This window comes from Leifsonia virtsii (assembly GCF_030433675.1).
GTDB lineage: Bacteria > Actinomycetota > Actinomycetes > Actinomycetales > Microbacteriaceae > Leifsonia > Leifsonia virtsii.
Window position 1 is genome coordinate 888,671 of sequence record NZ_JAROCB010000001.1, and the last position, 23,326, is coordinate 911,996.

The 23,326-nt window shown below is 69.6% G+C and carries 24 protein-coding genes and 2 tRNA genes; 11 read left to right on the plus strand and 15 right to left on the minus strand.

Translation table 11 applies throughout. The features are described 5' to 3' along the window. Nucleotides 1-277: 277 nt before the first annotated feature. Nucleotides 278-673, minus strand: coding sequence for a hypothetical protein (locus tag P5G59_RS04285; protein ID WP_301216326.1), 396 nt, complete (start codon nt 671-673; stop codon nt 278-280). Nucleotides 674-777: 104 nt separating this feature from the next. Beyond that, nucleotides 778-1,395: a TetR/AcrR family transcriptional regulator gene (locus P5G59_RS04290; RefSeq protein ID WP_301216328.1), complete on the minus strand. Its 618-nt coding sequence runs from the start codon at nt 1,393-1,395 to the stop codon at nt 778-780. 64 nt (nt 1,396-1,459) lie between these two features. On the opposite strand from P5G59_RS04290, the gene P5G59_RS04295 reads away from it, so the two are divergent. The 5 genes from P5G59_RS04295 (at nt 1,460) to P5G59_RS04315 (ending at nt 6,739) form a co-directional block, all read left to right on the plus strand. Then, nucleotides 1,460-2,782, plus strand: coding sequence for an MFS transporter (locus tag P5G59_RS04295; protein ID WP_301216329.1), 1,323 nt, complete (start codon nt 1,460-1,462; stop codon nt 2,780-2,782). A gap of 94 nt (nt 2,783-2,876) precedes the next feature. Further along, nucleotides 2,877-5,483 (plus strand): valine--tRNA ligase, encoded by a 2,607-nt coding sequence (valS, locus tag P5G59_RS04300; RefSeq protein WP_301216331.1) that lies wholly within the window; start codon nt 2,877-2,879, stop codon nt 5,481-5,483. Then, nucleotides 5,480-5,926: a GNAT family N-acetyltransferase gene (locus P5G59_RS04305; protein ID WP_301216333.1), complete on the plus strand. Its 447-nt coding sequence runs from the start codon at nt 5,480-5,482 to the stop codon at nt 5,924-5,926. The genes valS and P5G59_RS04305 overlap by 4 nt, the downstream gene beginning before the upstream one ends. Nucleotides 5,927-5,996: 70 nt before the next feature. Next, entirely contained in the window at nt 5,997-6,470 is a 474-nt protein-coding gene (locus P5G59_RS04310) for a GNAT family N-acetyltransferase (RefSeq protein WP_301216335.1), read from the plus strand. Continuing rightward, a complete protein-coding gene (locus P5G59_RS04315) occupies nt 6,470-6,739 on the plus strand; it encodes a hypothetical protein (RefSeq protein WP_301216337.1) in 270 nt (89 codons plus the stop codon). The genes P5G59_RS04310 and P5G59_RS04315 overlap by 1 nt, the downstream gene beginning before the upstream one ends. Before the next feature lie 50 nt (nt 6,740-6,789). On the opposite strand, the gene P5G59_RS04320 is transcribed toward P5G59_RS04315, so the two are convergent. Genes P5G59_RS04320 through P5G59_RS04330 form a run of 3 tightly spaced genes read right to left on the minus strand, consistent with a single transcriptional unit; the run spans nt 6,790 to nt 8,914 of the window. After that, nucleotides 6,790-6,975, minus strand: a complete 186-nt coding sequence (locus P5G59_RS04320) for a hypothetical protein (protein ID WP_301216339.1) — start codon at nt 6,973-6,975, stop codon at nt 6,790-6,792. Beyond that, nucleotides 6,972-8,225, minus strand: a complete 1,254-nt coding sequence (locus P5G59_RS04325; RefSeq protein WP_301216341.1) for an MFS transporter — start codon at nt 8,223-8,225, stop codon at nt 6,972-6,974. Before P5G59_RS04325 ends, P5G59_RS04320 begins: the two co-directional genes overlap by 4 nt. Continuing rightward, nucleotides 8,225-8,914, minus strand: a complete 690-nt coding sequence (locus tag P5G59_RS04330) for an ArsR/SmtB family transcription factor (RefSeq protein ID WP_301216343.1) — start codon at nt 8,912-8,914, stop codon at nt 8,225-8,227. The genes P5G59_RS04325 and P5G59_RS04330 overlap by 1 nt, the downstream gene beginning before the upstream one ends. Before the next feature lie 108 nt (nt 8,915-9,022). Between P5G59_RS04330 and P5G59_RS04335 the strand changes: the two genes are divergently transcribed. After that, the gene (locus tag P5G59_RS04335; RefSeq protein WP_301216345.1) at nt 9,023-11,062 is read left to right on the plus strand and encodes a M3 family metallopeptidase; all 2,040 of its coding nucleotides are present in this window, start codon (nt 9,023-9,025) and stop codon (nt 11,060-11,062) included. Nucleotides 11,063-11,193: 131 nt separating this feature from the next. Next, nucleotides 11,194-12,501, plus strand: a complete 1,308-nt coding sequence (locus tag P5G59_RS04340) for an ion channel protein (protein ID WP_301216347.1) — start codon at nt 11,194-11,196, stop codon at nt 12,499-12,501. Here the strand turns inward: P5G59_RS04340 and clpX are convergent. From clpX to P5G59_RS04375, 7 genes are all read right to left on the minus strand, one after another. Next, nucleotides 12,458-13,732: an ATP-dependent Clp protease ATP-binding subunit ClpX gene (clpX, locus tag P5G59_RS04345; protein ID WP_175337351.1), complete on the minus strand. Its 1,275-nt coding sequence runs from the start codon at nt 13,730-13,732 to the stop codon at nt 12,458-12,460. The genes P5G59_RS04340 and clpX overlap by 44 nt on opposite strands. Before the next feature lie 99 nt (nt 13,733-13,831). After that, on the minus strand, nt 13,832-14,578 hold the full coding sequence (locus P5G59_RS04350) for an AAA family ATPase (protein ID WP_301216350.1): 747 nt from the start codon (nt 14,576-14,578) through the stop codon (nt 13,832-13,834). A gap of 13 nt (nt 14,579-14,591) precedes the next feature. Further along, nucleotides 14,592-15,278: an ATP-dependent Clp protease proteolytic subunit gene (locus P5G59_RS04355; protein ID WP_301216352.1), complete on the minus strand. Its 687-nt coding sequence runs from the start codon at nt 15,276-15,278 to the stop codon at nt 14,592-14,594. A gap of 27 nt (nt 15,279-15,305) precedes the next feature. Further along, entirely contained in the window at nt 15,306-15,899 is a 594-nt protein-coding gene (locus tag P5G59_RS04360; RefSeq protein ID WP_301216354.1) for an ATP-dependent Clp protease proteolytic subunit, read from the minus strand. 91 nt (nt 15,900-15,990) lie between these two features. Next, the gene (locus tag P5G59_RS04365) at nt 15,991-16,479 is read right to left on the minus strand and encodes a tetratricopeptide repeat protein (RefSeq protein ID WP_301216356.1); all 489 of its coding nucleotides are present in this window, start codon (nt 16,477-16,479) and stop codon (nt 15,991-15,993) included. 175 nt (nt 16,480-16,654) lie between these two features. Further along, nucleotides 16,655-18,061 (minus strand): trigger factor, encoded by a 1,407-nt coding sequence (tig, locus tag P5G59_RS04370; protein WP_301216358.1) that lies wholly within the window; start codon nt 18,059-18,061, stop codon nt 16,655-16,657. Between the two features lie 60 nt (nt 18,062-18,121). Beyond that, a tRNA-Pro gene (locus P5G59_RS04375) sits at nt 18,122-18,196 on the minus strand. Nucleotides 18,197-18,327: 131 nt separating this feature from the next. On the opposite strand from P5G59_RS04375, the gene P5G59_RS04380 reads away from it, so the two are divergent. The 4 genes from P5G59_RS04380 (at nt 18,328) to P5G59_RS04395 (ending at nt 20,925) form a co-directional block, all read left to right on the plus strand. After that, nucleotides 18,328-18,398 (plus strand) — tRNA-Gly (locus P5G59_RS04380). Nucleotides 18,399-18,809: 411 nt separating this feature from the next. Next, nucleotides 18,810-19,154 (plus strand): ArsR/SmtB family transcription factor, encoded by a 345-nt coding sequence (locus tag P5G59_RS04385; RefSeq protein ID WP_301216360.1) that lies wholly within the window; start codon nt 18,810-18,812, stop codon nt 19,152-19,154. After that, nucleotides 19,151-19,807: a cation diffusion facilitator family transporter gene (locus P5G59_RS04390; protein ID WP_301216362.1), complete on the plus strand. Its 657-nt coding sequence runs from the start codon at nt 19,151-19,153 to the stop codon at nt 19,805-19,807. Before P5G59_RS04385 ends, P5G59_RS04390 begins: the two co-directional genes overlap by 4 nt. A 410-nt stretch (nt 19,808-20,217) precedes the next feature. Continuing rightward, complete coding sequence (locus P5G59_RS04395) at nt 20,218-20,925, plus strand: hypothetical protein (protein ID WP_301216364.1); 708 nt, start codon at nt 20,218-20,220, stop codon at nt 20,923-20,925. A 20-nt stretch (nt 20,926-20,945) separates the two neighbouring features. Here P5G59_RS04395 and P5G59_RS04400 read toward each other — a convergent pair whose 3' ends face one another. The 3 genes from P5G59_RS04400 to P5G59_RS04410 form a co-directional block, all read right to left on the minus strand. Next, nucleotides 20,946-21,158 (minus strand): antitoxin, encoded by a 213-nt coding sequence (locus tag P5G59_RS04400; protein WP_301216366.1) that lies wholly within the window; start codon nt 21,156-21,158, stop codon nt 20,946-20,948. A 16-nt stretch (nt 21,159-21,174) separates the two neighbouring features. Then, entirely contained in the window at nt 21,175-21,825 is a 651-nt protein-coding gene (locus P5G59_RS04405) for a response regulator transcription factor (protein ID WP_301216368.1), read from the minus strand. A 124-nt stretch (nt 21,826-21,949) separates the two neighbouring features. Further along, nucleotides 21,950-23,323: a sensor histidine kinase gene (locus P5G59_RS04410; protein WP_301216370.1), complete on the minus strand. Its 1,374-nt coding sequence runs from the start codon at nt 23,321-23,323 to the stop codon at nt 21,950-21,952. Nucleotides 23,324-23,326 lie beyond the last annotated feature (3 nt).

Consider the following 23,326-nt stretch of genomic DNA (forward strand, 5'->3'; position numbering starts at 1 on the left):
TGCTGCACGAGGACGCCGGACGCTCTCACGTCCGTCGCGGTACCACCCCGCTTGCCCGCTCCGCCGCCGTCGCCGGGGAGGGCCTCTCCTTCTTCGGCTGTGACGGGCCGGCCCCGTTCGGTTCTACTGAGCGCTCGCGCGCCGTTCTTCCGAAGACTCCCCGGCGATACCCGGATCACAGTCTGTCCGTCCATTCTATATCCCCGCCGAGTTGCACGTCGTGGCGGCCATTCGGCCGAAATAGCCGCCACGACGCGCAACTCGGCGGGGCGAGAGGTCAGGCGGCGCTGAGGGATCGCCGCAGCCGGTCCGCCAGGGAGCGGACGTCGGCGTCCCGCCAGGTGAGGGAGCCCCCGTCCTCGCCCACCGGGACGACCGGCAGGACGGTCTCGCGCCCGGCCCGGTCGACGGTCACGAGGATCGCAAGCGCCACGACCGGCATGGGAGGGGCCGAACTGACCTCGCCGACACCGATCGAGCGGATGTCGGACGCCGGGACAGACACGATCGCGTGTCCGCTCCGGCTCGTGACGACCAGTGCCTCGCCCGCGACGGATACGCGCAGGGCGTAGGCCGTGAAGGGAAGCGACCCGCCCAGTCGTCGCACGGCGGTCGCGGTAGACGGATGACGCACCGCCGTGAACTCCGCCACATCCGACGATCCGGACTCCATGCCCGGAGCGTAGCCGACGCAGGCCGCTCTCGCGCGACTGCGGTCCCGCGGAACGTCTGCGGGTGCGCGCGCACCAGCAGACGTGACGGGAGGCCGCAGTCGCGCTAGAGGAAGGGGGCGTAGCCCGCGCAGACGGGGGCGACCGCGGTGCGCACGAGCGGGGTGAGCGGGCCGCGGCGGACGCCGGCACGCGCCCAGGCCGCGGCGGCGGAGACAGCGGCGCCGACGACCGCGGTCGCGGCGGCCCGCGGAAGCAGCGCGTCCGACGGAAGTCCCGCCCGCTGGGCGATGAAGGTTTCCAGCCGGCGCACCAGCGCCAGGAAACGGGGAAGCGCGGAGGCCTGCAGCTCCGCATCCGTGCCCATCAGCTCCACCTGGGTCACCGCCAGTGGGAGCCGGCCGGGGCCGAACGCGTCGGCGAGGCGCGTGAGCGCGTCGAGCACGGCGTCCATCGGGGCGGCATCGGCGGGTGCGGCCGCGAGCGTGTCGTCGAAGGCGGCGAGCGCTTCGTCGACCTCCAGCCAGAGCAGGTCGCTCTTCGCGCCGAAGTAGTTGAAGAAGGTGGCCCGGCTGACCCCGGCGCGGCGGGCGATGTCGTCGACGGTGGTGCCGGCGTAGGTCTGCTCGAGGAAGAGTTCGGCGGCGGCCTCCGCGATCATGCCGCGGGACGAGGAGCGCGGCCGGCCGGCGCCGGCGGGGCGGGCGGAATGCGCGAGCGCCATCGTGCGTTCCCCTTCCGTGCCATTATTGGACCCGGTCCAGATTCTACCGTTCAGAAGGACACCCGTGACTACCACCACCACTCCCGTCCGCAGCGAGACCGATCGCCCCGGGATCACCCCGGGCACCGCGCGCCGCGTCACCATCGCGTCGTTCGTCGGCACCGCGCTCGAGTCGTACGACTTCTATCTCTACGCGTACTTCGCCGCGTTCTTCGTCGGACCGCTGTTCTTCGCGCCGCTCGGCGCGTTCGGCGGGGCGCTGGCCGGGTTCCTCGCCATCGCCGCCGGGTTCGTCATCCGCCCGATCGGCGCGATCGTGTTCGGCAACCTGGGCGACCGGATCGGGCGCCGTCCCACACTGCTGATCACCATCCTGATCATGGGACTCTCCACCGGGCTCGTCGGCGTGCTGCCGACCTACGCGGCGGCGGGATGGTTCGGCGCGATCGCGATCGTGCTGCTGCGCCTGCTGCAGGGCTTCTCCGTCGGCGGCGAGTGGGGCGGAGCGATCCTGCTCGCCACCGAGTACGCGAACCCGAAGAAGCGCGGCTTCTACGCGGCGCTCCCCCAGCTCGGCTCGCCGGTGGGCTCCATCCTGAGCGCCGTCGTCTTCATCGTCCTCACGCTCACCATGTCGACCGCGGACATCGCGGCGTGGGGCTGGCGCATCCCGTTCCTGACCGCGTTCCCGCTGCTGCTGGTCTCGCTCTACCTGCGCTGGTCGATCGACGAGACGCCGGTGTTCCGCAAGCTGCTGGAGACCGGCAAGCGCGACGCCTTCCCGGTGGTCGACGTGTTCCGCAAGGCCCCCGCCGGCTTCGTCATCGGGATCGGCGCGGCCATCCTCGGCATCGGCTCCTACTCGCTGATGAACACCTACATGGTCGACTACGGCACCTCCGTGCTCGGCTTCAAGTACCAGGACCTGCTGGTCGCCACGACCATCGGCGGACTGCTGCAGCTGGTGACCATCCCGCTCTTCGGCGCGTGGGCGGCCCGTATCGGCTCGGCGAAGGTCGTCGCCTACGGTGCGATCGGGACGCTGATCGTGGCATTCCCGATGTACTTCCTGCTGCAGTACGCGAACTTCGGCGTCCTTGTGGGCAGCATGATCATCGGCGGCATCCTGCCGACCCTGTCGTGGGCGGCCCTCGGCGGTCTGATGTCGGACCTGTTCCCGAGCGAGGTCCGCTACAGCGGGCTGTCGGTCGCGTACAGCATCGCGGCGCTGCTCACGTCGTTCGTTCCCGCGCTCACGCTCATCTTCGGCCAGGCCACCGGCAATGCCTGGTGGCACCCGGGCATCGTGCTCGTCGTCATGTCGGCGATCACCCTGGTGGCGGCCCTCTTCGCCGCCCGGCGGAAGCCCTTCGTCGACGAGGTCTGAACCGGGGCTCTGGCGCGTTCGGTAGTCTTGTAGGGATCCCACACTCAGGCACCTCGAGGACACGGTGCCGCACATATCGAATCGGAGGACCCCCATGAGCACGCCGAACGTGCCAGAAAAGCCCGCGCTGGAAGGGCTGGAGACCAAGTGGGGTGACCGCTGGCAGAGCGACGGCACCTTCCGGTTCGATCGGGAGGCCGCGCTCGCCGCCGGCCGCGACGGGGTCTACTCGATCGACACCCCGCCGCCCACGGCGTCCGGTTCGCTGCACATCGGCCACGTCTTCAGCTACACGCACACCGACGTGATCGCGCGCTTCCAGCGGATGAGCGGGCGGAACGTGTTCTACCCGATGGGCTGGGACGACAACGGCCTGCCGACCGAGCGCCGCGTCCAGAACTACTACGGCGTGCGCTGCGACCCGTCGCTCCCCTACGACCCGGACTTCACCCCACCCTTCGAGGGCGGCGACAACAAGAGCACCAAGGCCGCCGACCAGAAGCCGATCTCGCGCCGCAACTTCATCGAGCTGTGCGAGCGGCTGACCGAGGAGGACGAGAAGCAGTTCGAGGCGCTGTGGCGCACCCTCGGCCTCTCGGTGGACTGGTCGCAGACGTACCGCACGATCGGGCGCGACTCGATCCGCACCTCGCAGCTGGCGTTCCTGCGCAACATCGAGCGCGGCGAGGCGTACCAGGCGCTCGCGCCGACGCTATGGGACATCACCTTCCGCACCGCGGTCGCGCAGGCCGAGCTGGAGGACCGCGAGCAGCCGTCCGCATACCACCGCGTCGCCTTCCACGGCGAGGGCGGCCCGGTCTACATCGAGACCACGCGCCCGGAGCTTCTCCCCGCCTGCGTGGCGCTCGTGGCGCACCCGGACGACGAGCGGTACCAGCCGCTCTTCGGCACGACCGTCCGCACCCCGCTGTTCGACGTCGAGGTGCCAGTTGTGGCGCACCACCTGGCGCAGCCGGACAAGGGATCGGGCATCGCCATGATCTGCACCTTCGGCGACATCACCGACGTCACCTGGTGGCGCGAGCTCGACCTCCCGAACCGCGCGATCATCGGCTTCGACGGCCGCATCCTGCCCGAGCCGCCGGAGGCGATCACCTCGGACGCCGGCCGCGAGGCGTACGCGGAGCTCGCCGGCAAGACTGTGTTCTCGGCGAAGCAGACCGTGGTGGAGCTGCTGCGCGCCTCGGGCGACCTGATCGGCGAGCCGAAGCCGATCCAGCACCCGGTCAAGTTCTTCGAGAAGGGCGACCGCCCGCTCGAGATCGTCTCCACCCGCCAGTGGTACGTCAAGAACGGCGCCCGCGACGAGGAGCTGCGCCAGCGGCTCATCGAGCTGGGCCGCGAGATCGACTGGCACCCCGACTTCATGCGCGTGCGGTACGAGAACTGGGTGAACGGCCTCACCGGCGACTGGCTGATCTCGCGCCAGCGCTACTTCGGCGTGCCGATCCCGGTCTGGTACCCGCTCGACGGCGACGGCAACCCCGTCTTCGACCAGCCGATCCTGCCCGCGCAGGAGCAGCTCCCGGTCGACCCGTCCTCCGACCCGGCACCCGGCTACGACGAGGCGCAGCGCGGCCAGGCCGGCGGCTTCGTGGGCGAGCACGACGTGATGGACACGTGGATGACGTCCTCCCTCACCCCGCAGCTGGCGGGCGGCTGGATGCGAGACGACGAGCTCTTCGACGCCGTCTTCCCGTTCGACCTGCGCCCGCAGGGCCAGGACATCATCCGCACCTGGCTGTTCTCCACCCTGCTGCGCGCGAAGCTCGAGAGCGACGTCGCGCCATGGCGCAACGCCGCCCTGTCCGGCTTCATCGTCGACCCCGACCGCAAGAAGATGTCCAAGTCGAAGGGCAACGTCGTGACCCCGGCCGACATCCTGGAGCGGCACGGCTCCGACGCCGTGCGCTACTGGGCCGCGTCCAGCCGGCTCGGCACCGACGCGGCGTTCGACCCGCAGAACCCGACCCAGATCAAGATCGGCCGCAGGCTCGCGATCAAGCTGCTCAACGCGGCGAAGTTCATCCTCGGCTTCGAGGCGCCCGCCTCGCTCGACCTGGCGCAGGTGACCAGCCCGCTGGACCGCAGCATGCTGCAGAACCTCGCCGACGTCGTGGCCGACGCCACCGCCGCGCTCGAGAACTACGACCACGCGCGGGCGCTGGAGACGATGGAGACGTTCTTCTGGACGTTCTGCGACGACTACCTGGAGCTCGTGAAGGAGCGCGCCTACGGGGACGCCACGGCCGAGCAGGCCTCCGCAGTGGTCGCCCTGCGTGTCGCCCTCTCGGCGTTCCTGCGCCTGTTCGCGCCCGTGCTGCCGTTCGCGGCCGAGGAGGCGTGGAGCTGGTCTGAGACCGGCTCCGTGCACCACGCCGCGTGGCCGGCCGCCGACGAGGTGGCGCAGGACTGGAATGCCGACCGCGCCGTGCTGGCGATCGTCGGGCGCGCGCTGACCGGCATCCGCGGGGCCAAGACCGCTGCGAAGGCGTCGCAGCGCACCCCCGTCGACTCGGCGGTCATCGCCGGTCCGGCGGACGAGATCGCGGCCGTCGAGTCGGCCGCGGGCGACCTCCGCTCGGTGGGCAGAATTGCGGACCTGCGCTTCGCCTCCGCCGACGAGCTCTCGGTGACCGATATTCTGCTCGCCACAGCCCCGAGCGAGGAGGAACGATGACGGTGACCGTGCGACCGGTGCGGGACAACGAGTTCTTCACCTGGCTCGACCTGTACGCAGGCTACGGCGACTTCTACGAGAGCCCGGTGACGGACGAGAAGGCGCTGCTGGTCTGGAGCTGGATCTCCGATCCCGGCAACGAGCTGGAGGCGTACTTCGCCGTCGACGAGGAGGACACGCCCATCGGCCTCGCGCACGTGCGCGAGTTCGTGCGTCCGCTCGACGGCAGCAAGGGCCTGTACCTCGACGACCTGTTCGTGAGCCCCGACTCCCGCGGCGCCGGTGCAGGCGCCGCCCTGCTGGAGGCCGTCCGCGAGCAGGCCAAGGAGCGCGGCCTCTCGGTCGTCCGCTGGATCACGGCGAAGGACAACGAGACGGCCCGCCGCCTGTACGACAGGTTCGCCGAGAAGACCAAGTGGGTCACGTACGACCTCGTCCCCTGAACCCGACCGCGATATGGTCGGAACACGCCCGGAGACCTCTTCCGGGCGCGCACAGCGAACGGAGGAATCCATGTCGATCGAGGTTCGACCGGTCAGGGACGGCGATTTCTTCGCCTGGCTCGATGTGTACGCCGAGTACGCCCGGTTCTACGAGACCGAGCTGACCGACCAGAAGGCGCTCGTCCTCTGGTCCTGGCTGACCGACCCCGAGCACGAGGAGGACGGCTACGTCGCCGTCGACGGGGACCGGATCGTCGGCCTCGCCCACGTGCGCGAGTTCGCCCGGCCGCTGGAGGGCGACCGCGGGCTGTTCCTCGACGACCTGTTCGTCGTCGAGGAGGAGCGCGGCAAGGGCGTCGGCTCCGCCCTCATCCAGAAGGCCCGTGCCCTCGCCGAGGAGCGCGGACTCGGCGTCGTGCAGTGGATCACCGCACAGGACAACGCCACGGCGCAGAAGCTCTACGACGCCGTCGCCAGCCGCACGTCGTGGGTCACCTACGAGATCGACCTGGCGTCCGCCCCTGTCGAGGCGGGGCGCGCCTGATGCAGCTCGGGACGCGCTGGGCCGTCGGCGACGAGTCGCCCGCAGCCCTGCCGGAGGTCGTGTCGTACGCCGTCCGCACGGTCGAGGAGGAGCTCGTCGCCACCGACGTCGAGACCGCCGGCTGGAGCTGGACGCTGACGTGGCTCGAAGGCAAGCCCGTGGTCACGCTCGACGACGGCACCGAGATCCGCTACAACCAGGCCGAGGACTCCGCGACGATCACGCAGCCGGTCGAGGTGGAGGCATCCGACTACGACGAGGAGCCGTAGGCTCCCGCACTCGACACGCCGCGCGTTCGCCTCGCGAACACAGACGATCGTCAGCGCGGCAGCTGCGGGAGGGTGCGCGTGGCGTCGTGGCGGGCGCGCTCGACCAGCGCGACGCGGTCGGCATGGTGCGCCTCCCGCGCGAGCGGGCGGTCGCCCCAGGCGGTCAGCGCGCGCCCGAGGCGGAGCGCGACGCGGTGCGTGAGCGGACGGTAGGTGGAGACGAGGACGGCGGTCATGACGGTTGTCCTTCCGGAACGGGCGCTTCGGCCGGCGTCTGGGCCGACGCGGAGAGGATGAGACGCGACGCGACGAGCGTCGCCACGACCACCAGCCCGCCGCCGATGACGAACGGCAGCCGGAGGTCGATGCGGGCGACGAAGCCGCCCAGGACGGTGGCGATCGGGGTGAGCCCCCAGCCGATGGTGCGGACGATGCCGAGCGCGCGGCCGAGCATGTCGCTCGGGATGACGGCCTGGCGCAGCGCGCCCCACGGCACGTTCCAGACGGCGACGCCGAACGCGCCGAACGCGTACGCGCCGATGGCGACGACGACGTTGCCGGTGAGCCCGACGCCCACGATGCCGACCCCGCTGACCAGGATCGCCCAGAACATCACCCGCCCCCGGCCGAACCGCTCGACGAACCGGCTCGACACCAGCGCGCCCACGAGGGCGCCGATGCCGATCGCCGCCGTCACCACGCCGACCAGCGCAGCCGGCACGTGGAAGGTCTGCAGGAGGAGCAGCACGACGCTGCCCTGGGCGAACGCCAGCGCGGACGCCGTGAACGACGTGAGCAGGATCATCCACCGCAGGAAGCGGTCGTTCCAGAGGAAGCGCACGACGGCCGAGAGCGGCGGACGCGCCACGGACTCCCCCGCCGAGCCCGCCCGGTGGGCATGGGCCGCGGCGGCCGGGATGCTGAGCGCCAGCAGCCCCGCCACGAGGAAGCCGGCGCCGGTCAGCCAGACCGGGAGCACGATCGCGGCCGCGAACAGGAAGCCCGCGAGCGGGGTCGCGATGAAGTTCTGGATGGTGATCTCGGCCGACTGCATCCGCCCGTTCGCGCGGTCCAGCTGACCGCGGCCGACCAGCGCCGGGACGACGGTGGTGGTCGCGTTGTCGAACACCGTCTCGCCGAGCCCGAACGCCAGCACGCAGGCGTAGAGCGACCAGATCGTCAGCTCGCCGGTCGTGATCAGCAGCGCGACCACGGCGGCGACCGCGAAGCGAAGCGAGTTCGCCACCGCCATCGCGATGCGGCGGTCGACCCGGTCGAGCAGCATACCGGCCGGGATGCCGAAGAACAGCCACGGCAGGAACGTGACGGCGCTCAGTCCCGCGATGAGGGCCGGGTCGCGGGTCAGCGTCGTCGCGATCAGCGGCACCGCCGTGCGGCCGATGCCATCGGCGAGGTTGCTGGCGATCGCGGCCGTCCAGAGCCGGGAGAAGCCGGCGCCGAGCGGTTCGCGGGTGGCGGAGGGCATCAGCGGTCCTCCTGCTCCACCAGCGGGAACGCGTTGAACTGGACCTGCACGCGCTTGCGCTCGGCTGGGGGCTCCGTGCGGGCGTCGGCCTCGGCGTCCTCCGCCTTCCACTTCGCCTTCAGCCGGTCCTGCAGCGCGTAGTACTCGCGGCCGAATTCGGCCAGCTGCTCGCGCGTCACCTCGAGGTGGGAGGTGGAGAGCGTGCTGGACTCCATCCAGTCGAAGCCGAACGTGTCGAGCCCACGGCGAAGGAAGGCGGCCAGCCGACGTTCGTTGTTCTGCTGCCAGCCCAGCGAGATCAGCTCGTTCGCCTCGCGGCCTGCGGGCGTGCCGAGGGTCTCGGGCGAGCCGATGGTCACACCGCCGGGAGCCATGCGCCACCAGCGCTCACGGCCGGAGCCGCGCTCGGTGTCCTCGACGATGATGTCGTGCCGGGCGAGCTGGCGGAGGTGGTAGCTGGTCGCCCCGCTCGACTCCCCCAGCCGCTCGGCCAGCATGCTGGCGGTGGCCGGGCCGAAGTCGGACAGCTCGTTCATGATCTCGACGCGCAGCGGATGGGCCAGCGCCCGGAGGGCCGCCATGCCCAGCGCATCCTCGAACGGGTCCCTCCCGCCCACCACGCCGGGCGCGGCCGGGTTCGCGGTGCCGGAGGGGTCTGCGGTGGTCTCGTCGGGACGGTCGTCGCTCATAGCCACCACGGTAGCAATGCAAAGCTTTCTTTGCAAGCAAGTCTTTGCATATTCTTCTTTGCAACGATTCCTTTGCTTCCGCCGCACTGCGGTGTCTAGGCTGGAGCAATGGCCGATACCGCGAATCCCTTCTTCACCCCGAGCACGCTCCCCTACCAGCTGCCGCCGTTCGCCGAGATCCGCGACGAGCACTACCTCCCCGCGTTCGAGCGGGGCATGGAGGAGCAGCTGGCCGAGGTGGACGCGATCGTCCGCACCGAGGAGCCGACCACCTTCGAGAACACGATGCTGCCGCTGGAGCGCTCCGGCCAGATCCTGCAGCGCGTCGCCGAGGTGTTCTTCAACAAGAGCTCCTCCGACAGCACCGACTTCACCAATGCCCTGGAGGAGGAGATCGCGCCGCGGCTCGCCGCCCACCAGGACGCCATCCGCCTGAACCCCGCCCTCTCCGCCCGCATCGCCGACCTGCACGCGCGCCTCGACGAGCTGGGCCTCGACGACGAGTCGCGCTACCTCGTCGAGCGGTACCACACCGAGTTCACGCTCGCCGGCGCCGGTCTCGACGATGCGGACAAAGAGCGCCTGCGCGAGTACAACCAGCGCCTGTCGACCCTCACCACCCGGTTCGAGAAGAACCTGCTCGCCGACACGAACGAGCTCGCCGTCGTCTTCGACACGGCCGAGGAGCTGGCCGGGCTCGGCGAGGGCGAGCTCTCCGCCGCCGCCCAGGCCGCCGCCGACCGCGGGCTCGACGGCAAGTATGTCGTCACCCTCGTGCTGCCGACCGGCCACCCGTGGCTGGCCGACCTCACCGGGCGGTCGTCGCGCGAGCGCATCATGACGGCCTCCCGTGCCCGCGGCACGCACGGCGGCGAGCACGACACCCGCGACCTGGTGCTGGAGATCACCCGCCTCCGGGCGGAGCGCGCCCGCCTGCTCGGGTTCGACACGCACGCGGCCTACGTGACGGCCGACCAGACCGCCCGCACCCCGGAGGCTGTGGCCGACATGCTCGGCCGCCTGGCCCCGGCCGCCGCCCGCAACGCGCGCGCCGAGCAGGCCGACCTGCAGCGCCTGATGCCGGAGGGGCAGACCGTCGAGGCGTGGGACTGGGCCCACCTGACCGGCGCCGTGCGCGCGGAGAAGTACGATGTCGACTTCGCTGCGATGCGACCGTACTTCGAGGCCGAGCGCGTGCTGCACGACGGAGTCTTCTACGCCGCGACCCGGCTCTACGGCATCACCTTCGCCGAGCGTCCGGACCTCGTCGCGTACCACCCCGATGCCCGCGTCTTCGAGGTGCGCAACGAGGACGGCTCCGAGCTCGGCCTCTACATCCTCGACCTGTACACGCGCGACTCCAAGCGCGGCGGCGCGTGGATGAACCCACTGATCTCGCAGTCCTCGCTGCTGGGCTACCCGACCGTCGTGGTCAACAACCTCAATGTGCCGAAGCCCGCTGCCGGCGAGCCGACGCTGCTCACCTACGACGAGACCAACACGCTGTTCCACGAGTTCGGCCACGCCCTGCACGGCCTGTTCGCCCGGGTGACGTACCCGAAGTTCGCGGGCACCAACGTCTTCCGCGACTTCGTCGAGTTCCCGAGCCAGGTGAACGAGATGTGGATGCTCTGGCCCGAGATCCTCGAGAACTACGCCGTCCACCACGTCACCGGTGAGCGGATGCCGCAGGAGCTCGTCGACAAGCTGCACGCCGCCGAGTCGTTCAACGAGGGCTTCGCGACCAGCGAGTACCTCGCCGCGGCACTCCTCGACCAGGAGTGGCACCGTATCACCGCCGACGACACGGTCGACGACGTCGCCGCGTTCGAGGCCGCAGCGCTCGAACGCGTGGGACTCGACAATCCGGCCGTGCCGCCGCGGTACGCGAGCACGTACTTCGCGCACACCTTCTCGGGCGGGTACGACGCCGGCTACTACTCCTACATCTGGAGCGAGGTGCTCGACGCCGACACGGTCGAGTGGTTCCGCGAGAACGGCGGCCTGACGCGCGAGAACGGCGACCGGTTCCGGTCGCGCCTGCTCGGCGTCGGCGGCTCGAAGGACCCGCTGGAGGCGTACCGCGACTTCCGCGGGCGGGACGCGCAGCTCGAGCCGCTGCTCAAGCGCCGCGGCCTCGACCGCTGACCGTCTCCCGGCCCGTCCCCACCGTCGCTCTCCCGATCCTCGCTCTGCCGCCCGGCAGGGCGAGGATCGCAGGCTAGCCGCCGCCGACCGCGGCCCTCTACTCTGAGCGCAACCGCGGGAGGGGGTCCGGGATGTCGTCGACCGGTCAGCAGGAGATGCCCGCGCCCACCGCGCGCAGCCTCGCGCTGCTGAGCATTCCGGCCGTCGTCATCGGCGTGGTCAGCGCGCTGACCCTGTGGGCGGTGGACGAGCTGGCCGGCCTGGTCGAGGACGGCGTGTGGACGGCGCTCCCCCATGCCCTCGGCGTCGACCCGTCCTCTGGGTGGTGGATCTTCCTCGTGCTGACGGTCACCGGGTTCGCGGTCGGGCTCACGGTGTGGCTGGTGCCCGGTCATGCCGGACCGGACTCGGCCACCACGGAGCTCGTCGCTCCCCCGCTGCGCATCGGCGTGGTGCCCTCGCTCGCCCTGGCCGCGATCCTGGGGCTCGCCGGCGGCGTGAGCCTGGGGCCGGAGAACCCGATCATCGCGATCAACATCAGCATCCTGGTCACCCTGGTCGGGAGGCTGTGGAAGGCGGTGCCTGCGCAGATCGTCATGCTCATGGCCGCGTCCGGAACGATCGGCGCCCTCTTCGGCACCCCGGTCGCCGCGGCGCTGGTGTTCACCGGGATCGTCGCGTCGGTGCGCGGCGGCGGCGCGCTCTGGGACAAGCTGTTCCTGCCGCTGGTGTCGGCGGCGGCCGGTTCGCTCACGATGACGCTGCTCGCGCATCCCCACTTCGCGATCCCGATGCCCGCGTACACGACGATCACGGGCTGGGACCTGCTGGCGGCGCTCATCATCGGGTCCGTGTCGACCGCGGTCGGCATCGCGGCGGCGGCCCTGTTCCCCGTGGTGCACCGGGTGTTCCACGCGCTGCGGCATCCACTGCTGATCACGCTCGCCGGCGGTGTCGTACTCGGCCTCGTGGGGGCGCTCGGCGGCCCGATCACGCTGTTCAAGGGGCTGCAGCAGATGGGCGAGCTCGTGCAGAACCGCGCCGACTACTCTCCTGGCCAGCTGGCGCTGATCACCGTGGTGAAGTTCGTCGCGCTGCTCGTCGCTGCGAGCGCGGGCTTCCGAGGCGGGCGCGTGTTCCCGTCGGTCTTCATCGGCGCGGCGATCGGCACACTCGCAGCGGCGCTCGTGCCCGGCATTCCCGTTCAGGTCGCGGTGGCGTCCGCCGTCCTCGGAATCACACTCGCGGTCACGAAGGACGGCTGGATCGCGATCTTCGTCGGGGTCGCGGTCACCTCGAACCTCTTGGTGCTGCCCATCCTGTGCCTCGCCGTGCTTCCGGCGTGGCTGATGGTGACCCGGGCGCCGGAGATGCTGATCACCCCGGCGCCGGCGGTTACGCCGACTTCTCCTCGCGCCGCGGGCGGTGCGGGACTATAGTCGGCGCCGCGTTCTCGAGCACGGCCTCCTTGGTGACCACAACGCGAGCAACCTCGGAGCTGGACGGCACCTCGAACATGATCGGGCCGAGCACCTCCTCCATGATCGCGCGCAGACCACGGGCGCCGGTCTTGCGCAGCACCGCGAGGTCGGCGATCGCCTCGAGGGCGGCGTGGTCGAACTCCAGCTGCACGCCATCGAGCTCGAACATGCGCTGATACTGACGAACGAGCGCGTTCTTCGGCTCGGTCAGGATCTGCATCAGAGCGTCCTGGTCGAGCGGCGTGACCGTGGTGACGACGGGAAGACGGCCGATGAACTCGGGGATGAGACCGAACTTGTGCAGGTCTTCCGGCAGCACCTCGCTGAAGAGGTTGATGTCGTCGCCCTTGGAGTGCAGCGGAGCGCCGAAGCCGATGCCCTTCTTGCCCGCGCGGGAGGAGATGATCTCCTCCAGCCCCGCGAAGGCGCCGGCGACGATGAACAGCACGTTCGTCGTGTCGATCTGGATGAACTCCTGGTGCGGGTGCTTGCGTCCGCCCTGCGGCGGGACGGAGGCGACCGTGCCCTCCAGGATCTTCAGCAGCGCCTGCTGCACACCCTCGCCCGACACGTCGCGTGTGATCGACGGGTTCTCGGCCTTGCGGGCGATCTTGTCGACCTCGTCGATGTAGATGATGCCCGTCTCGGCCCGCTTGACGTCGTAGTCGGCGGCCTGGATGAGCTTCAGCAGGATGTTCTCGACGTCTTCGCCGACGTAGCCGGCCTCGGTCAGCGCGGTCGCGTCGGCGACGGCGAACGGCACGTTGAGGCGGCGGGCCAGGGTCTGCGCGAGGTAGGTCTTGCCGCAGCCGGTCGGGCCGATGAGCAGGATGTTCGACTTGGCGATCTCGACGTCGTCGATCGTGTCGGCCGAGGTGATGGACTGCTTGGCGCGGACCCGCTTGTAGTGGTTGTACACCGCGACGGCCAGGGAGCGCTTCGCCTGCTCCTGCCCGATCACGTACTCCTCCAGGAACCCGAAGATCTCCTTGGGCTTCGGCAGGTCGAACTCGCTCGACGCCTCCTCGCCCGCCTCGGCGAGTCGTTCCTCGATGATCTCGTTGCAGAGCTCGACGCACTCGTCGCAGATGTACACGCCAGGACCGGCGATGAGCTGCTGGACCTGCTTCTGGCTCTTGCCACAGAAGGAACACTTGAGCAGATCGGCGCTTTCCCCGATGCGTGCCATCCCTCTCCCCTCCTTCTTCGGGTGTCTTCCGTCGAGCCTAACCCGTGAGACCGACATTGGCGCGCATGTCGGCCGTTTTGCTTCACACGGCGGTTCTGCTCACAGCAGATGACGGAAGTAGCGCTCCGGAGCGTCGAGGAACGAACGCCAGTGCCGGACGATCTCCAGCTCCTCCCACGTCGTCTCGCGGATGCCCCACTCCCCCAGTTCGAGCAGGTGCGCGCCGGGAAGGGCTGCCAGGATCGGCGAGTGCGTCGCGCACAGCACCTGCGTGCCCCGCTTGGTCATCACGTCCAGGTTCGCCAGCCACGTCAGCGTGGACTGGAACGACAGCGCGGCCTCCGGCTCGTCGAGGCAGACGAGGCCTGCGACGAACTGCGGGTGGTTGAGCTTGTCCGCCAGCAGGGCGTTGAACGACTCGCCATGGCTCATCTCGTGCAGCAGCGGGTCGCCCGGCCCCCTGACCGACTCCGCGTAGCTGTAGTAGCCGTGCATGGTCTCCGCGCGCAGGAAGAAGCCCCAGCGCGGGGCCCACGGCGCCCGCTCCAGCAGCAGCCAGTCGGCGAGCGGCGACTCGGTGGGGCGCGTCACATGCCTGCCCTGGTTGCTCCCGCCCTCCGGCGGCAGCCCGTAGGCGGTCGCGACCGCCTCCACGATCGTCGACTTGCCCGCGCCGTTCTCGCCGACCAGCATCGTCACGCCGGCCGGCAGATCGAGCCCCTCCCGCAGCAGCTGGCGCACGGCGGGGATGTCGGCCGGCCAGCGGTCCGGGTCGTACCCGGCGCTCGGCGACCTCCGGATACGACGAACGGGACGGTCGTCGAAGCGACCGTCCCGTTCCGTCATGGAGCGAAGGCTACTACTTCACCAGCGCCGGGAGCGTCTTGCGGCTCGTCAGCACCTGGTCGATGAGGCCGTACTCGAGGGCCTCCTGGGCGCCGAGGATCTTGTCGCGGTCGATGTCCTTGTTGACCTGCTCCACCGTGCGGTTGGAGTGCTTCGCGAGCGTCTCCTCCAGCCAGGTGCGCATGCGCATGATCTCGTTCGCCTGGATCTCGATGTCGGACGCCTGCCCCTGACCGGCCTCGCCGACGGCGGGCTGGTGGATGAGGATGCGGGCGTTCGGCAGCGCGAGGCGCTTGCCCGGGGTTCCTGCGGCGGTGAGCACGGCGGCGGCCGACGCGGCCTGGCCGAGCACGACCGTCTGGATCTGCGGGCGGATGTACTGCATCGTGTCGTAGATCGCCGTCATCGCGGTGAACGAGCCACCGGGCGAGTTGATGTACATGACGATGTCGCGGTCCGGGTCCTGGCTCTCGAGCACGAGGAGCTGGGCCATGATGTCGTCGGCCGACGCGTCGTCCACCTGCACGCCGAGGAAGATGATGCGGTCCTCGAAGAGCTTCGCGTACGGGTCCTGGCGCTTGTAGCCGTAGGCCGTGCGCTCCTCGAAGCTGGGCAGGATGTAGCGGGAGCCGGGCGCCTGGATGCCACCGAAGGCCTGACCGCCGATTCCGGCGGAACCGCCGAGCATGGGGGTGTTCATACTGTTTTCCTTATCCTTCAGGCGTCGTCAGTTCTTGTCCGGCTCGGTGCCGCCGCCGCCGGCGACGTCGAGGGCCGACTCGCGGATGTGGTCGACGAAGCCGTACTCGAGGGCCTCCTGGGCGGAGAACCAGCGATCGCGGTCGCCGTCGGCGTTGACCTGCTCGACCGACTTGCCGGTCGCGTCGGCGGTGATCTGCGCCAGACGGTTCTTCATGTCGATGATGAGCTGCGCTTGCGTCTGGATGTCGCTCGCCGTTCCACCGAATCCGCCGTGCGGCTGGTGCAGCAGCACGCGCGCGTTCGGCGTGATGTAGCGCTTGCCCTTGGTGCCCGCGGTGAGCAGCAGCTGCCCCATCGAGGCGGCCATGCCGATGCCGACGGTGACGATGTCGTTCGGGACGAACTGCATCGTGTCGTAGATCGCCATGCCGGCCGTGATCGAGCCGCCCGGGGAGTTGATGTAGAGGTAGATGTCCCGCTTCGGGTCCTCCGCAGCGAGGAGCAGCAGCTTCGCGGCGATCTCGTTCGCGTTCTCGTCCCGCACCTCGGAGCCGAGCCAGATGATCCGGTCCTTCAGCAGTCGGTCGAATACGTTGGGCTGGATACCCATGTCGGCCATGTTCGCTCCATTTCCTTTGTCGCTTGGCATCGAATCTATCGGAGCGTGAGGCGCATTTCGGTGCTGTTCGCCCTGGGCAGAGAAGGGGCCGTCAGTCGTCGTCGAGCGCGGCGGCGTACGCCGTCACGGCGCGGCCGTAACGGGGCAGGTGCGGGGCGAGGGCGCCGAGCGCCTCGCGCAGCGCGTCGGCCCGCATCCCGTCGTCGAAGAGCGCGAGCGCGGCGAACGCACGGGCGGCGTCGGCGAGGGGATGCTCGGGCTCGGCGAGCAGGAAGTCGCGCAGCAGCGCGAGCGCCTCGGCCGGCCGGTCGAGGTTGCGCAGGGTGCTCGCGAGCTGCACGATCGCCTGCCCGCGGTACGGCTCGTCCAGGCCGTGGGCGAGCGCTGCGCGGTAGAACGGCTCGGCGTCGGCCTCGCGGCCGGCGAAGTCGCGGGCGCTCGCGGCCTCGAAGAGCGCCTCGGGGTCGTCCGCGGGACGTTCTGCCACGAGCGCGTCGATCGCGGCGAGCGTCGCATCCTCGGTGCCGTCGGCGGCGTCCGTCCACACGGCGTCCACCCGTTCCCGCCAGTCGTCGCTCATCCGCGCTCCTCCGCTCCCGCTGTGCTGCCTATCGTGCCAGACGGCCCTTCGGGCCATCCATGGGACGCAACACGCCGTTATCGCCGCGGCATTACGGCGTGTCACGTCCCATGGATGCGCGAAAGCCGGGCAGCGCGTGGTGCGCGGCCCGGCTGTCGCGACGGGGAAGGGCGACTTACTTGTCGTCGGCCTTCTTCTTGGTGGAGCGCTTCTTCGGCTTCTCCTCGGCGGCGGGGGCCTCCTCGGCGGCTTCGCCGCCATCGGACGGGGTCTCGGCGGCTTCGCCGCCGTCGGCGTCCTCGGAGTCGGGGAGGGCGGTGAACTCGGCCAGGTCGACCGGCTTGCCGTCGGTGTCGACGACCTTCACCTTGCCGAGGATGATCGCGAGCGCCTTGTTGCGGGCGACCTCGCCGACCATCGACGGGATCTGGCCGTTCTCGCTGAGGATCTTCACGAACTCGTTCGGGTCCATGCCGTACTGGCCGGCGCCCTGGATGAGGTACTGGGTGAGCTCGTCCTGGCTGACCTTGATGTCCTCGTTCTGCGCGACCTCGTCGAGGAGGATCTGCGTCTTGAACGTCTTCTCGCTGGACTCCTTGACCTCGGCGCGGTGCACGTCGTCCTCGAGGCGGTTCTCCTGCTCCAGGTGGCGGTGGACCTCGTCCTCCACCAGCTGCTCCGGAACCGGGATCTCGACCAGCTCGAGGAGCTTGTCGACCAGCTGGTCGCGCGCGGCCGTGCCCTGGCCGAACACCTTGGCGCGCTCGACCTGCGTGCGCAGGCTCTGGCGCAGCTCGCCGATGGTGTCGAACTCGCTGGCGATCTGGGCGAAGTCGTCGTCGGCCTCCGGGAGCTCGCGCTCCTTGACGGCGTTCAGCGTGACGGTGATCTGCGCGTTCTCGCCCTCGTGGTCGCCACCCATGAGCGGGGCCTCGAAGGTGGTGGTCTCGCCGGCAGTGAGGGTGTCGAGCGCCTCGTCGATGCCGTCGATGAGCTCGCCGGAGCCGATCTCGTACGAGATGTTGGCGGCGGTGTCGACCTCCTCGCCACCGATCTCGGCGGTCAGGTCGATCTGGGCGAAGTCGCCGGTCTTGGCCGGGCGGTCCACGGTGACGAGGGTGCCGAAGCGGCTGCGGAGGCGGTCCAGCTCCTCCTCGACGTCATCCACCGACACCTCGGCCTTGTCGACCGTGATGGTGATGTCGTCGAAGTTCGGCAGGGTCACCTCGGGGCGCACATCCACCTCGATGGTGAGCAGCAGGTCGCCCGAGAAGTCCTTCTCGTTCGGCCACTCGGTGATGTCCGCCTCCGGGCGGCCGAGCGGACGGACGTCGTTCTCCTCGATGGCACGGCGGTAGAACCCGTCGAGACCCTCGTTGACCGCGTGCTCCAGGACGGCGGCCTTGCCGACCCGCTGGTCGATGATGGGCGGCGGCACCTTGCCCTTGCGGAAACCGGGGATGGTCACCTGCTCGGCGATGTGCTCGTACGCGTGGGTGATGGACGGCTTCAGCTCCTCCGGCGTCACCGAGATGGTGAGCTTGGTGCGGGTGGGGCTGAGCTTCTCGACCGTGGTCTTCACGATGTCTGGGTTCTCCTGAATGATCGAACGATGGTCTTCTCGGAAGGAACGAGGTCCTCGTCGGGGCGACAGGATTCGAACCTGCGACCTCCCGCTCCCAAAGCGGGCGCTCTAGCCAAGCTGAGCTACGCCCCGGCTTGCGGCGCGAAAGACCGCCACCGAGTCTACTGCACGCGGCAAGGGACGCGGCACGGTGCGACCGTGTACTACGATGGTCTCCGGCCGCCGCGCAGAGGGCGGCCGCGGCGCCGCCTCCACGGCGCTCCGGGGATGTAGCTCAATGGTAGAGCCTCAGTCTTCCAAACTGATTACGCGGGTTCGATTCCCGTCATCCCCTCCGTTACAGACACTGGGCGAGCGGCACGTCGAGCGGAGAGCTCCGGAACGCGATCCCGGTCAAAACCCCGTGAGCACGAGATCCTCCGTGACTACCTCGCCAAGATCGCCACGGCCACTGGCACGAAGTCACCCGACCACCGGGTGGGCTATCTCGACGGCTACGCCGAGCCCGGGTTCTACGAGAACGAGATCACCCAAGGAACAACTGATGCTGTTGCGGCGCGCTCACCTGCGCGACGGGGTCCCGGATGACGTCGCGACGGGCACTCAGGTTCGGGCCTAAGGAAGCGCACTGGCCGCGAAGTCGAGGCGCTCAAGTGCGCGGGAATACAAACCGTCGGTCAGATGGACAGCGTCTCGCAGTCTGAAGCCCGGAAGACAGTACACCGATCGCTGTACTATCGCTTTTATGACCATCAGCACTCCAGCCGCAACGGTGACCCATACTGCCGCGCTGGCGCGGTTCGGCCACGCCCTATCCGACGCCACTCGCGTTGGAATATTGCTGACCCTGCGCGAGGCACCCGCGTTCCCGACCGATCTCGCTGATTCGCTCGGGGTGTCCCGTCAGGTGATGTCGAACCAGCTCGCCTGCCTCCGAGGGTGCGGCCTGGTCGAAGCCATCCCCGAGGGGCGGCGTATGTGGTACCGGCTGGCCGATAGACACATCGCTCCCGCCTTGGATGAACTGCTGCGTGTGACCCTGTTTGTGGAGCCAGGCTGCTGTGCGGGAGAGGAATGCCACTGCGCATGAGCACCGCCACCATCGACCGCACCGTCGTTCTTCACCGTCGCATCCGCTGGATCGTGGCCGCGACGATTGCCTACAACCTCATCGAGGCCGTCGTTGCGATTGCGGCAGGCACCGTGGCATCGTCCGGTGCTCTCGTCGGCTTCGGGTTGGACTCGACGATTGAGGTTCTCTCCGCTGCTGCCGTCGCATGGCAGTTCACGCGTCGCGACCCCGAGCGATGGGAGAAGCCCACATTGCGGGTGATCTCCATCGCCTTCTTCGCGCTGGCGGGGTACGTGGTCATTAGCTCATCGCTGACGGCGCTCGGTCGCGTGGACATTCACCATTCACCGGTCGGAATCGTTCTGACCGCCCTCAGCGTTATCGTCATGCCTTTCCTGTCCTTCGCGGAGCGCCGCGCTGGACGCGAGCTCGGCTCGGCGGCGGCGGTAGCTGACTCGAAGCAGACGTTGATCTGCACATACCTCTCCGCCTCTGTCCTTATCGGCCTCCTGCTCAACTCGTTGTTCGGCTTGTGGTGGGCTGACCCGCTCGCCGGTCTGGTGATCTCAGTCTTCGCTATTCGCGAGGGAATAGAGGCGTGGAAGGGTGATGCGTGCGCAACCTCCGTCGGCATGCTCCTCGACGAAGACGGCCACGAGGATGTCCCGTAGCCCGATAGCAACTGACAGGAGCCTGTCCACTCGCGTGCCAGGGGAAACCCCTCCTGGAAACTGATCGCGCAATACCCGTCAGACAGGCGAAAAACCCCGTGACCGCGCATCGCCGACGAGCACCGAGCCGCACCGTCGCACCGTGAGTAACGGGGCTTGAACCTGCGACCTCCCCAGGAAATCACTGGTGAGAACGGGGCATGACGGCTCAGCGCGGCCTACACCGGTTCACCTCGGATCAAGTCTCACGGGCGCCTTTCAAACTGATTACGCGGGTTCGATCCCCTATCTCCGGCTTCTTCCGCGATTGACACCGCTCGTCACGATTGCACCCGCTCGCCCCACCGCAGACGTGACGCAAGCCCGCAGTCGCTGTCGCCAGCAGCCGCCGCACGCGCCACAATGACCGCATGGCGCCCCCATCCCCGCCGGACGACGCGCCCGGGCCCGCGCCCCACGCGCCGCCGCCCGAGCACCTCTCCGACGCGCAGCGCAGCCTGCGCGCGCAGCTGCTCGCGACCGAGCACTGGAGCCTGCTGGCGTCGCGCAGCACGACGCAGAGCGAGGTGCTCACCCGCATCGCGATCTTCCTGACGCTGGTGTCGGCGGGGCTGGTGACGCTCGGGTTTATCGGGCAGGCGAGCGGGTTCCACGGGTGGTTCGGGATCGCGGCGCTCGGCGTGCTGTTGGTGCTCGCGCTGCTCGGGCTGATCACGATGGTGCGGGTGTTCAACACGTCCGACGAGGACATGATGTACGTCGTCGCCATGAACCGGTTGCGGGCGGCGTACCTCGACCTCGATCCGGGACTCGGACGGTACCTCTACGCGTCGGCCAACGACGATGAGCAGGGCATCCGGACGACGTACCACTTCTTCTACGAGCGGGGCGCGAGTCCTGTGCTCGGCAGCTCGATGATGCTGATCGCGGTCGTGGAGTCGATCGTCCTCGGGCTGCTCGTCGGCAGTGCGACCGCATCCCTCGGGGCGGCGCCGGCGCTCGCGATCGTCGTCGGGGTGGTCGTCGCCGTCGTCGGCGTCGTGCTGGCGATGCTGTGGGGCTTCTCGATCTACCGGCGGGCCGTCGCGTCACTGCGGCCGGTCAACCCCAGCCGCTGACTCCGACCCCGCCGCGACCGCTACTCGTTGCCGACGTGCTTGTCGGCCTCGTCGCGGGCGCCGTCGATCTTGTCGTCGAACTTGCCGCCGGTGACCTTCTTGGCCGCCCCGGCGACGCCGTCGAGCAGCTTGTCGCTGATGTCCTCGGCCTGCCCGGAGTTCAGGGCGTCCTTGACCTTCGGGTCGTTCAGGAACTCCTGCGCCTTCTTCGTGATGTCGTCGAATCCCGCCATGCGGCCATCCAACACCTCAGCGCTGCAGGAACGCCAGTACCGCCAGCACCCGGCGGTGGTCGTCCCCGGAGTCCTCCAGGGCGAGCTTCTGGAAGATCGAGGTCACGTTCTTCTCCACCGCGCCGACGCCGACGACCATGCGGGACGCGATGGCCGCGTTCGTCCGCCCCTCCGCCATCAGCTCCAGCACCTCGCGCTCGCGCGGCGTCAGGGTGGCGAGCGGGTCAGTCCGGCGGGTCAGCAGCTCGCGCACCACCTGCGGGTCGAGCACGGTGCCGCCGGCCGCGACGCGGGTGACCGCATCCTGGAGCTCGTCGAGGGAGGCGATGCGGTCCTTGAGGAGGTAGCCGGTCCTGCCCTCTCCCCCGGCCAGCAGCTCCTGCGCGTAGGTCGACTCGACGTACTGGGACAGTAGCAGCACGGCGATCGACGGATGCTCGCGCCGGATCCGCAGCGCCGCCCGCACGCCCTCGTCGCGGAACGTCGGCGGCATCCGCACATCGAGCACCACCACGTCCGGCATCAGGTCGGGCAGCGCCTCCAGCAGCGTGTCCGCATCGCCGAACGCGCCGACGGTGTCGAAGCCGGCCTCGTCGAACAGGCGGATGAGGCCCTCCCGCAGCAGCACGGAGTCGTCGGCGACGACGACGCGGAGAGGGGTGGGCACCCATCCACCCTAGGGGCCCTGCGCGCAGCGACGCGACTGCGGTGGTCCGGAAGGTCTGCGGGTGCTCGCGCAGGCGCAGACGTTCCGGACCACCGCAGTCGCGGAGGCGGGCGGGACGGACGGGTCAGGTGAGCGGGATGCGCGCGCCGATCCGGGTCGGGCCGCCGGCGGGGCTGTCGACGACGAGCTCGCCGCGCAGGCCGCGCACCCGCTCCTCCAGCCCGCGCAGGCCGTGGCCGGCGACCGGCGACGCGCCACCGCGGCCGTTGTCGGTGAGCCAGACGTTCAGCCACGGGGTGCCCGCGTCGTCCACGCTTCGATCGAGGAAGAGCCGCGCGGACGAGGCGCCCGAGTGCTTGGCCAGGTTGGCGGCGAGCTCCGCGAGCACGTAGTACGCGTTGCGCTCGATCTCGGGACTGAACCGCTCCCCGGCCGGTAGCGACGACTCCACCGTCATCGGGATGGGACTGCGCGCGGCGAGCGACTCTGCGGCAGCCACGAGACCCCGGTCCTGCAGGATCGGCGGCGCGAACCCACGGGACAGCGCGCGCAGCTCCTCCAGCGTGTCGCCGGCCTGCTGCCGCGCCTCGGCGAGCAGTGTCGCGGCGGCCTCCGGGTCGTCGGACAGCTTGCGCTCGGCCGCGGCGATGTCCATCTGCAACCGGATGAGGCGCTGCTGCGGGCCGTCGTGCAGGTCGCGCTCCAGGCGGCGCAGCGCCTGATCCTCCGCGGCGACGGCGGCACCGCGCGACGCGGACAGGTCGGCGACCTCGCGCTGCAGCTCCTCCGACGGCCAGCGGCCGAGCAGGCCGCGAGCGACGGCCTCGTGGATGACGGTCAGTCCGCGCGTGACGAACGGCAGCGTGACGGCGAAGACGATGCCGAGGAGGAACTCCAGGATGCGGTCGCCGACCACCGGGTCGAACGTCGAGTTCACGCGGAACACGGCATCCACGATCGTGCTCGACAGGTAAAAGCTGCGGTCGCCCTGCGGGATGAAGCCCTGCCAGATCCACCCGGTCAGGCCGCCGAGGGCGATCGAGGTCCAGACGATGGTGACGGTCCAGGAGAAGATGCTGACGATCGGGTTGACGATCGCGCCGTGCAGCAGGTACAGCCAGTAGTGGCCGTTCGCGAACGGCGAGATGAGCCCGCGCCAGAACGACACCGGGGTGCCGGGCTTGCGCCACACCGGACGCGGGATGGACGGGCGGCCCGCCCAATCCAGCCGGGTCAGCTCGACGACACCGAAACCGCGCGCGGTGTAGAAGGTCGCGACGAGCACGAAGAAGCCGATGTAGATGACGATCGTGCCGACGCCCAGCCAGAACAGTGCCAGCAGCACGGACAGGCCGACGATCGCGATCGGCATGGTGAGCAGCAGGAAGCCGAGCTCCCGGGGCACGCCGCGCCACAGCGACCCGTAGCCGGTACGGGCGGACGACGGCGGTGCGGGGGTCACAGCATCCAGCGTGGCAGAAGAGGAGGTGGTGGTCATGCT

Coding starts and splice junctions, on each gene's coding strand:
- P5G59_RS04290 (WP_301216328.1), bottom strand. CDS start 1,395: ATGGCGCTCGCGCATTCCGCCCGCCCCGCCGGCGCCGGCCGGCCGCGC.
- P5G59_RS04305 (WP_301216333.1), top strand. CDS start 5,480: ATGACGGTGACCGTGCGACCGGTGCGGGACAACGAGTTCTTCACCTGG.
- P5G59_RS04355 (WP_301216352.1), bottom strand. CDS start 15,278: ATGAACACCCCCATGCTCGGCGGTTCCGCCGGAATCGGCGGTCAGGCC.
- P5G59_RS04400 (WP_301216366.1), bottom strand. CDS start 21,158: ATGGCGGGATTCGACGACATCACGAAGAAGGCGCAGGAGTTCCTGAAC.
- P5G59_RS04390 (WP_301216362.1), top strand. CDS start 19,151: ATGAGCACCGCCACCATCGACCGCACCGTCGTTCTTCACCGTCGCATC.
- P5G59_RS04385 (WP_301216360.1), top strand. CDS start 18,810: ATGACCATCAGCACTCCAGCCGCAACGGTGACCCATACTGCCGCGCTG.
- P5G59_RS04315 (WP_301216337.1), top strand. CDS start 6,470: ATGCAGCTCGGGACGCGCTGGGCCGTCGGCGACGAGTCGCCCGCAGCC.
- P5G59_RS04285 (WP_301216326.1), bottom strand. CDS start 673: ATGGAGTCCGGATCGTCGGATGTGGCGGAGTTCACGGCGGTGCGTCAT.
- P5G59_RS04335 (WP_301216345.1), top strand. CDS start 9,023: ATGGCCGATACCGCGAATCCCTTCTTCACCCCGAGCACGCTCCCCTAC.
- clpX (WP_175337351.1), bottom strand. CDS start 13,732: ATGGCACGCATCGGGGAAAGCGCCGATCTGCTCAAGTGTTCCTTCTGT.
- P5G59_RS04360 (WP_301216354.1), bottom strand. CDS start 15,899: ATGGCCGACATGGGTATCCAGCCCAACGTATTCGACCGACTGCTGAAG.
- P5G59_RS04350 (WP_301216350.1), bottom strand. CDS start 14,578: ATGACGGAACGGGACGGTCGCTTCGACGACCGTCCCGTTCGTCGTATC.
- P5G59_RS04410 (WP_301216370.1), bottom strand. CDS start 23,323: ATGACCACCACCTCCTCTTCTGCCACGCTGGATGCTGTGACCCCCGCA.
- P5G59_RS04325 (WP_301216341.1), bottom strand. CDS start 8,225: ATGCCCTCCGCCACCCGCGAACCGCTCGGCGCCGGCTTCTCCCGGCTC.
- P5G59_RS04330 (WP_301216343.1), bottom strand. CDS start 8,914: ATGAGCGACGACCGTCCCGACGAGACCACCGCAGACCCCTCCGGCACC.
- P5G59_RS04340 (WP_301216347.1), top strand. CDS start 11,194: ATGTCGTCGACCGGTCAGCAGGAGATGCCCGCGCCCACCGCGCGCAGC.
- P5G59_RS04395 (WP_301216364.1), top strand. CDS start 20,218: ATGGCGCCCCCATCCCCGCCGGACGACGCGCCCGGGCCCGCGCCCCAC.
- valS (WP_301216331.1), top strand. CDS start 2,877: ATGAGCACGCCGAACGTGCCAGAAAAGCCCGCGCTGGAAGGGCTGGAG.
- P5G59_RS04320 (WP_301216339.1), bottom strand. CDS start 6,975: ATGACCGCCGTCCTCGTCTCCACCTACCGTCCGCTCACGCACCGCGTC.
- P5G59_RS04310 (WP_301216335.1), top strand. CDS start 5,997: ATGTCGATCGAGGTTCGACCGGTCAGGGACGGCGATTTCTTCGCCTGG.
- P5G59_RS04365 (WP_301216356.1), bottom strand. CDS start 16,479: ATGAGCGACGACTGGCGGGAACGGGTGGACGCCGTGTGGACGGACGCC.